Origin of the sequence: Sphingomonas sp. 10B4 (assembly GCF_035019905.1) — a bacterium.
GTDB classification, from domain to species: domain Bacteria; phylum Pseudomonadota; class Alphaproteobacteria; order Sphingomonadales; family Sphingomonadaceae; genus Sphingomonas; species Sphingomonas glacialis.
In genome coordinates this window covers 1-9,072 of sequence record NZ_JASJVC010000103.1, presented here as the reverse complement: position 1 = coordinate 9,072, position 9,072 = coordinate 1, and the positions used below count along the sequence as shown (strand labels likewise).

Here is a 9,072-nt window from a genome sequence, read left to right as displayed (position 1 = left end):
ATCATGTTGGAACATGAATCGCTTCCGGACCACAACGCAACCTCTTTTCCGGCTCCTCAATGAGTCAGGCTATATCTAAAAAGGCGGCCCGAGAAACGTCCACAATCGCCGCCGTTCGCATTTCGTTCGCCCCTAGCGTACGTAAAACTCACTTTCGTGCAGTGAACCCTAGTGCGCAAACTCAGCTTCAGCTCTTGGCGGAGCGTGCTGCCGACCTTGCTGGACATCATACTCGTCATCCTGTTCGGCGCCGGCATCCGGCTGCTGACATGACCGGCTGTCACGAGTCACCGTATAACGCCTGCATAGGGCTTGTAGAAATCAGCGCCGGCCCAGGCCGGGACTTCGACGGGCAGGGCCTTACCTCGGATCCAGTTCGATGCCATATTTGCATCGCCGGAACCGATGTAGGCCGCGACGTAGGGATACGGATACACCGGGCGGCTCCGCTGAACGATCGCAGGGCCGGAGTCCGTAATGATAGCCGCAGAAGGCGTCTTGTCCTTGTTCGTGCCTGGCTTGCTGGCGCGCGTGTTGGCGGCAAGCCCAAACTTGCTGCGCTGTCCGGCGGGCTGCGTGCGGGTCTGGATCGCGTTGGGCGCACGGCCGGTCTCGACCCAAGCGATCACGGCACTTAGCAGGTCGAACTCGGCAGGGCCTTCGCCGCCCGAGCAATGATACATGCCCGGCATGAGGTAGAGGCGCTCGAAGCCGTCGGCCTTCCCGCGCATCCGGCGACGCACCGCCTCGTGATAGGCAATGGTGTTGATCGGCGAGATGTGCGGGTCGCTCCAGCCGTGGAAGAGAATCAGTTTTCCGCCGCGTGCTTCGAACCCGGACAGGTCAGGGTTCGTTGCGTCGAACAGCGGATGGCGTTTGCGCAATCGATCGAAGGTGGCCTGGTCAAACGTCAGCGTGTCCGCTGTGGCAAGCGTCCCGCCCGGAAAAATAAGGCCGCTCGACGAGTTCACGATCATCGAGCTGAAAATTGGCTGGTTCGTGGATTGCGGAACATAGACGTCGGCCCAGGCGAGTTCTGAACCGTATTGCGGACCACCCTGCGTCAGGCGCACGCCACTCCCGGGATCGTGCGGTCCATCATAGAATTTGCGGGCGACCGCCGCCTCCGCAGCCGTCAGGCAGTCGGTCGTATCCTGCCCGGCGCGACAGACCGTGGTCGCCGGATCGAAGTGGCACTGCCCCGGCGCGGAGATCAGGCCGTCCTGCTGGCCGTCGAGGCGATCGCATGCCGCCAGCACCGCCCGGTGCAGGATCGCGAGCCGACCCGCAACAAGGATGGGTTTTGTGTCGGTGCCTGTGTTCGACCGTGCTTGCCAGCCGTGGTACAGGCTGTTTTGCACCTGAAAATTCATCGCCGGCGCGCCAGCGACAATGCCGTCAAACTCCTGCGGAAAACGCTGCGCCTCGATCAAACCTTCGCGACCGCCGTCCGAGCAGCCGGAAAAGTAAGAAAAGCGCTGCGATCGACCATAATACGCTCTGATGAGCGCTTTGGCGGCCACTGCGGTAAGGTCTACGCCTCGATAAGCGAAGTCGGCGGCCTTTTGCGGATCGCGCGTCCACTCGGCGCTCATGCCAGAATGGCCCATGTCGGTCGAAGCGACGACGAAACCTGTCGCCTGCACGATCGGGCAGCCGTCGGCCGCGCCCACGTCGATACGCAGATTGCCGCAGAGCCCGCCGCACCCGGTCTGGAGATAACGCTGCGTCCAGCCCCTGACTGGCAGTTCGACGCGGAACTCGATCGTCGGAGCCAGCGTGCCCTCGACGATGCAGACGGTGCCCGGCTGCGCGCCGGTTCCCTCAACAGCGCTGGAGATCTTGCTGCCCGCGCCGCCGATCGCGGCAAGATCGACGCGCGCGAGATCGGCGCAGTTGGTTGCTGGCAGTACGATGGCGAGCACGGGGGGTGTCGTGCCGGCGATCGCCCTCGTCTCTCGTGCGGTGCGACCGTTGGCAGGCCCGGTCACGATGGCAAGGGCCGCCGCCAAGACGACGAGCAGCGCCGCTGCTGCAACCCGGCCCGGCGCAATGAGTCTTGCCGTCATCTGCGTGTCTCCCTCTTCATTTATGTTCTTGCCGGTGACGAAGTGCACTATGCTGGCCGGGATCAGGCGACGGAGTTTTCGCGATAACGCACGAGCGCGAGCACGATCCCGCCCAGTGCCGTTCCCCCGGCAAGCGCAATAGAGACCCCGGAGAGCCCCCATCCTGCGGCGAACAATAGTCCGGCCGCAATAGGCCCGGAGGCTGCACCAGCCCGGCCGATGCCGATGACGAAGCCGGTGCCGCTGCCCCTAAGCGACGCAGAAAAGGACTGCGCCAGCACCGCATAGAGTCCGGCAGTGGCGCCGTTAGTAAAGAAACCAGCTACGCAGGCGACGATCGACAGGCTGTATAGCGTGGAAAATCCCTGGCCGAACAGCGCCACCGCCACCGCGCCGCAGAGCATCGCGCCGACCACCAATGGGCGGACCCCGACGCGCTGAGTAAGCAGGCTCATGGTGACAGCGCCGGTCGCTCCACCGACATTGGCCCAGACCAATACCCCTCCCGCCAAAGCCGGCGCGAAGCCCATGTCTGTCACGATCTTCGGAATCCACTTCACCAGAAAGTAGAAGGTCATCATGTGAGCGAAGTACGACAGTGTCAGAAGTAGCGTAACTGCGGCCATGCCCGGCGCGAACAGCTGCATCAGGCTCGACCCGACCCTGACTTCGTCTCGTGCAGGCAGATCCGTCAGGGGCGACCGGCGTTGAAGAACCAGGGTTCGATTGATCCTCTCCAGCGCGTGCGCCGGGCGCCGGTGGCAAAGGAAAGCGATCGTCTCCGGCACCAGCCAGAGGACCAGAGGAATGAACAACAGCGTCACCAGCGCGCCGAACTGGAACACGGATTGCCAGCGTCCGGTTGCGGCGAGCAGCCAGCCCGCCAACGATCCACCGATCACCGCGCCCATCGGATAGCCGCCGGTCATGATCGCGACCGACAGGTTGCGCCGCCGCGCGTTGGAGCATTCGGCGACGATGGCGTTCGTCGCCGCGAGCATGCCGCCGATTCCCAGACCCGTGAACAGGCGGTAGATCGACAGCACGAAGACACTGTTTGCGGTGGAAGCGAGCCCCATGCCGATGGCCATCACGACGAGGCTGGTGAGGATCGTCGGCCGACGCCCGATCCGGTCGGCCATCGAGCCGAGGAACAAGGCGCCGATGCCCATGCCGAACAATTCCATCGACAGCACCAGGCCAAGCGCGGCGCGGTCGATCCCCCAGTCCCTCGCGATCCCCGGCGAAGCGAAGCTGATCGACAGCACGTCGAAGCCGTCGAGCGCATTCAGCGCGGTGGCGATGCCGATCGCGAGGACCTGTCGGACATGCATCGGCTCGCGTGCGATCAACTCTCGCGGATCGACACTCGCTGCGGACATCGTCACTCCGCTGGTCGATCCTGCTTGAGGCTGCTGCCGACCGAATACAGCGCACCCGGGGCGTTCCGGCTTGCCTGGAATTCCGCCAGAGTCTCGCCGCGCATACCGGCGTAGACCGTGGCGTTTGGTAGGCCGAGCACAGCGGCCAGCTTCTCCAATCCGAAGAAGATTGCCCCCCGCTCGATAAGCCCCGTCCAGTCGCGCCGCCGAATCAGATTCTGGTCACCCGATGCCAGTCCGGAGGCGGCGAGCGCACCCTCTTCGTCGGCGAGGAATGCCTCGCGGTGCCGTGGCTCGACCATTTTCTGGAGGAATCGGTTGAGGTCGTAGTTCGCGACGCTGACATCCAGCGTGAACGGCTGGCTCGCGGGAAGCGAGAGTGTCGCGGTATCGAGCTGCGCCATCGGCTTCAGGCCTGCGACGCTGGCCCGGTTCTCGAGCAGCAGCGTCGCGATGCCGGTCATCGAGGGTAGGTAATAATTGCGGGACAGCACCTCGGGCCGCGCGGCAAGGGCCCCGCGCATGACGAGCCACATCACCACTTCCGAACTTTCCCATCCGCCCCGCATCGCCAGTTCGGCTTGGCTCATCTGCGCCAGCGTCTCCGGGTCGTTGACGATAAGATCCAGAAATTGATGGTCCCACACTGGATCGTTGAAGCCGGCGCGGGCTCCATGCACCTGGTGCGACAGTCCGCCGGTAGCGATGATAGCGACCGAGAGGTCCTCGGGATAGCTCTCGATCGCCCGGCGCAGTGCCTGGCCCAACTTCCAGCAGCGACGCGCCGTCGGAACAGGGTTCTGCAGGACGCCGACAGCCAGCGGGATCATCGCCACGGGCCAACCCTCGGCGTGATCGTACAGAAGGCTGAGCGGGGAAAAACAGCCGTGGTCGAGGGGGCGACGCTGGAACAACGACATGTCGAACTCGTCCGCGACGAGCTGTTCGGCGATGTGGCGAGCCAACGCCGGATGTCCCGCAATGGTGGGCAGCGTGCGCGGCCCGCCCCCCTCGTCCGCAACCTCGAACTCGGCACCCACGCCGAGCGCGAACGCCGAATAGTGATCGAAGAAAAACGACGTGACGTGGTCGTTGAAGATGACGAACGCTACGTCCGGCTTTTTCTCGTCGAGCCAGGCTTTCAGCGGCGCATAGGCAGCAAAGATCGGTGCCCAGGCGGGATCCCCCTGCTTGCCGGCGTCGAGCGCGAACCCGATGGTCGGTGTGTGCGACGTTCCGATGCCACCGATGATGCGAGCCATGTCTTTGGTCTTTCGGCTTGAGTTGTGCCGTTGCCGACGCGGTCCGTCGTGACGTTCGACCCGCCTCCTCGACGGACCGCATACCGGCAAGTCAGAACTTGGCGGCCAGACGGATACCGTAAAAGCGCGGTGTGGAGACGCCGAAGTTCACCGACTGCAGCGGAAACGCGGTCCCGTTTGCCTCGCCCGATGCCACTCCTCCGGTGAACCCGCCGTAGGTGCCGTTGTAGCCATTGGGACCCGACGTGCCCTGCAATTTGTTCTCGAGGTTCTCGGCGAAGAGCTGGACGGTGTAGCGGTCACCGGGGGTGGCATAGGTCACGCTAATGTCGCTCCGTGTGAAGCCGCCCTGACGGAACCGGACGGCGTTTGCATAGTCGGTAAGATAGTAACTCGAGCTAATCTTTGTCGCTCCGCGCAAGCGGACTTGTGCGCCGTTTGCGAGATCAATCGCCTGTGTCGCCGAAAGGTTCGCCACGAAACTCGGAGTGTTTGGAAGTGAGTAGCCGCTGAAATCGGCAAACTTTCCCGTCAGGTACCCCAGAAAACCCGTCTGGAGCTGAATGATCCGGCTGTGCTGATAGGCAACAGCGACATTGAAGTTGGTATTACGCGCGGGCTGATACTGGATCTGTCCTTCGGCTCCGTAGATCTCGACGGGGGCAAGCTGCGTAAACAGAACGCCGACAATACCTGTTGCGGTCGGAAACAACGTCAGGCCGTTGATCTGGTTCTTGGAATAATCATAGTAATACGCCGATGTGGATACCGTCACGTGGGACAACGGTCGGCCCTTGTAGCCGATCTCGTAAGCGGTAAGCTGCTCAGGACCATAGGCTGCCGCTGCCCCCGTGCCCGGGTCGAAGTCGTTAAAGCCGCCCGCCTTGAAGCCCGTGGCGACCGATGCATAGAACAAGTCGGTCGACGTGGCCTGATAGTTGAGCCCGACCCGATAAGTGAGCTTGTGGTCCTTCTCGTTTCCATTGTTCGGGCCGCCGATGCAGTCGTTGGGATAGGTACATCCTGCCACGGCCCCGACCGCAAACGTGCCTACTCGGGTGGTACGATTTTGCGTGTAGCGCAGGCCGCCCACGATCCCCAGCTTCTCGGTGGGATGCAACGTGACTTGCGCGAAGACTCCGGAGGACTCGTGCTCAGTCCTGTTTACCGGGTCGATGTTATTGATCCAACTCGATGTCGGGCTCAAGCCGCCGTTCGCCGAAAGCGGAGCAATCCAGTTGTGATCGCTCTCGCGAATCTTTTCCTTGTAATAGTTCGCCCCGGCAACATACTCGAAAAAGCCTGAGTTCACATTGGACACGCGCCCCTCGAATTGCGTCGTGTTGAACTTCCCGCGATAATCGTCGAGCGCAAATTTCCCCGGCGCGGTCGCATTTCCGGTATTGAAGGGATTGGTATTGGCGGTAATCTGGCTGTGATCGCTGAAGTGCTGCTGATTGCCCAGCAGGTCGACCTGCACGCCGCCCAATCGCCAGTTTAGCTGACCGTTCACGTTCACGAAGTTCTGATCGACAAACGATGGAACGTAGTTTGGAACGATCCGGGATGCCGTCGAGCCGCCCGCCTTAAGGTTGTCGAGCGTCGCCGAGCCGATCCCCACGCCCCCGATATGACCGACAGTCGCCACCACCGACGCCGTCACATCGTCGGTAGGCTTGAAGAGGAACGATGCGCGGCCGGTACGATCCTTCTGATCGTTTTTCGCCGGCAGGTTCGCACGGCTCAGGTTCGCGGTCGTTGGCCCGCTGCTGCCGTTTGCGGTGCCTGATCCGACTACCGACACATCGTACGGCTTCAAATACCCATCGCGATCGTTGACGTTGCCGGCAAGGCGTACCGCGAAGGTGTCCGTCACCGGCAGGTTGATCGCCGCTTCGACACGCTTGGTGTCATAATTTCCGAATTCGACACGCCCGTAACCCGACACACGATCGAACTCGGGCTTCTTGGTGATGACGTTGATCGCGCCCCCGGTCGAACTGCGCCCATACAAAGTGCCCTGCGGGCCCTTCAGGACTTCCACGCGTTCCAGATCGAAGAAGGCAACGCCCTGTTCCTGGCCGCGCCCGATGAACGCTCCGTCGATGTTGAAAGCGATGCCGAGCTCACCCTTGCTCGTCTGATCGGTCGAAGTGACACCGCGGATGCTGATGTTGGTGCCGAAACCTCCCTTACCGATGCTGACGCCGGGAACGAGGTTCTGGAGATCGCTGACCGTGTTGACGCCGACGGTCTTGAGGTCGCCGCCGCTGATCACCGCTATCGTCGCAGGGACCCGCAGAACACTTTCGGAGCGGCGAAGAGCGGTGACGATGATGTCCTGCGAATCAGACGGTGCATCCGTAGCGGGTGCGGCGGTGGTGGTGACGGTCGTCCGGCCATCGCCCGCAGGCTGCTGTGGCTCAGGTTGCGCCGGCGAGCCGTCTGGCAGTGCAGGCGGTGCGGTCTGAGCTAATGTCGGACCTGCTGCAAGAATGCCGGCCACCAAGGCCATGACTGCGCAAGTTTGCTGAAGAGCCTTTTTCATTCTTCCTCCCTCGCCGGCGATCATGCCGGTCTCTGATTGCGCAGGTATGCAGATCGGCGTAGGCCAGAGCGATGGCAAAAACTGACAATCGCTTGCACATTTCGAGCGAAACCGTGTCCCAACGCCTGGCGTTGAGTGATACTGGCGTTCGCGTGCCGCGGTATTCCTTGTACGGCGACGCTTCGGCGAGCCGCGACTGGTTCGTTAACGTCGAGCCGCTGGACCAGCGCGCCAGCACGCTCGACTGGCGCATCGAGCCGCATACCCATCCCAAGTTCACACAGCTCGTTTTCGTCGCGGGTGGCGCGGGGGAGATGACGCTGGATGGCGACACGTTGCACTTCGCGAGTCCCAGCGTACTGGTCGTTCCTCCGTTCAGGATTCATGGCTTCCGGTATGGGCAGCCGGCGGCTGGACACGTCGTCACGATCGAGAACAACTATCTTGGAGAACTTCTGGTGCGCGCACCCGATCTTCGGTCGGTGCTAGAAAGTGCCGGAGCATTCCCACTGTCCAGCGACGCACATTACGAGATCACCCGACACCTGGACGCGTTGAATGGCGAGCTGCTCGAGAAGCGGAAGGGTGGCAGCATCGCGGCCGAAATCCAGCTGCTTCAAATCGTGCTTGTCATGCTGCGGGATCGCCCCACCGCGCAGGCCGGCGCGCCGTCGGCGCGGGCGGGACTGGTTGATCGCTTCCTGGAGCTGGTCGAGTCCTGCTACCGCGCACAGCCAGATATCGAAGCGCTTGCCGGACAGCTCGGGGTAACTACCGGCCAGCTGCGCAATGCGTGCAAGGACACGATCGGCCTTTCCCCGCTCGCCGTCCTGCACGACCGGATCGCCGCCGAAGCGAAGCGCTGCCTGATGTACACCCCCATGAGCATCGCGGAGATTGGCTATGGGCTAGGATTCGATGACGCAGCTTATTTCAGCCGCTTCTTCACCCGTCTGCTTGGCGTGACGCCGACCAAATTTCGGCAGGGTTAATCGAGGCGACCGTTCACGGGTTGGGAGCGACGACAGCAAACAGAGTGCCTGATGAGATGTCGCAGCGTTCCGAACCACTCGGCCGAGAGGTGGCTCGGTAAATCTGGACAGGCTGCAAAGTGGAGTTTCTGCCTGAACGCGGCCAGCTTGGCTGCCGAACAGGAGATCGTATGACGAAGCGAACACGCCGGAACCACAGCCCGGCATTCAAGGCGAAGGTGGCCTTAGCTGCGGTAAAGGGCGAGAAGACGCTGGCCGAGCTAGCGCATCAGTTTGACGTGCACCCGAACCAGATCACGACGTGGCGCGGCCAGTTGCTGGAGAGTGCGGCGGGGGTTTTCGGGTCGGACAGCCATAGCGAGCCGGCGATCGACGTAAAGACATTACACGCCAAGATCGGCGAGTTGACGCTGGTGAACGATTTTTTATCCGGGGCGCTCGGCAAGGCGGGACTGTTGCCGAGCGCAAAACGATGATCGACCGTTCGCACGCGTTGCCGGTGACACGGCAAGCGCGGAAGCTGGGGATCAGCCGTGACAGCGTCTATTATCTGCCCAGGCCGACCTCGGCTGCCGACCTCGCGATCATGCGGCGGATTGACGAGCTGCACATGGACTTCCCGTTCGCGGGCAGCCGGATGTTGCGCGATCTGCTTGCCGGCGAAGGGGTCAAGGTCGGCCGGCTGCACGTCTCAACGTTGATGAAGAAGATGGCGATCGAGGCGATCTACCGACGGCCCAACACGGCTTTGTTGCATAACGTCGCGAGAGCATAAACGCGCTTTTACTTGAAGATGTTATGAGAGGCGGACGGTCACCG

General features: G+C 62.4%; 5 protein-coding genes and 1 pseudogene. 2 read left to right on the top strand and 4 right to left on the bottom strand.

What is annotated here, in order from left to right; translation table 11 throughout:
• Nucleotides 1-287 precede the first annotated feature (287 nt).
• The 4 genes from QN347_RS17950 to QN347_RS17935 all read right to left on the bottom strand — a co-directional run bounded on the left by QN347_RS17950 (nt 288) and on the right by QN347_RS17935 (nt 7,285).
• Nucleotides 288-2,069, bottom strand: a complete 1,782-nt coding sequence (locus QN347_RS17950; RefSeq protein ID WP_323494269.1) for a tannase/feruloyl esterase family alpha/beta hydrolase — start codon at nt 2,067-2,069, stop codon at nt 288-290.
• Nucleotides 2,070-2,131: 62 nt separating this feature from the next.
• Nucleotides 2,132-3,451: an MFS transporter gene (locus tag QN347_RS17945; RefSeq protein WP_322159977.1), complete on the bottom strand. Its 1,320-nt coding sequence runs from the start codon at nt 3,449-3,451 to the stop codon at nt 2,132-2,134.
• 2 nt (nt 3,452-3,453) lie between these two features.
• Entirely contained in the window at nt 3,454-4,713 is a 1,260-nt protein-coding gene (locus QN347_RS17940; RefSeq protein ID WP_322159978.1) for a gallate dioxygenase, read from the bottom strand.
• Nucleotides 4,714-4,804: 91 nt separating this feature from the next.
• Nucleotides 4,805-7,285, bottom strand: coding sequence for a TonB-dependent receptor (locus QN347_RS17935; RefSeq protein ID WP_322159980.1), 2,481 nt, complete (start codon nt 7,283-7,285; stop codon nt 4,805-4,807).
• A 47-nt stretch (nt 7,286-7,332) separates the two neighbouring features.
• On the opposite strand from QN347_RS17935, the gene QN347_RS17930 reads away from it, so the two are divergent.
• The gene (locus tag QN347_RS17930; protein ID WP_322159982.1) at nt 7,333-8,253 is read left to right on the top strand and encodes a helix-turn-helix domain-containing protein; all 921 of its coding nucleotides are present in this window, start codon (nt 7,333-7,335) and stop codon (nt 8,251-8,253) included.
• A gap of 170 nt (nt 8,254-8,423) precedes the next feature.
• Nucleotides 8,424-9,001, top strand: a pseudogene (locus tag QN347_RS17925) (IS3 family transposase); the annotation flags it as partial.
• Nucleotides 9,002-9,072 lie beyond the last annotated feature (71 nt).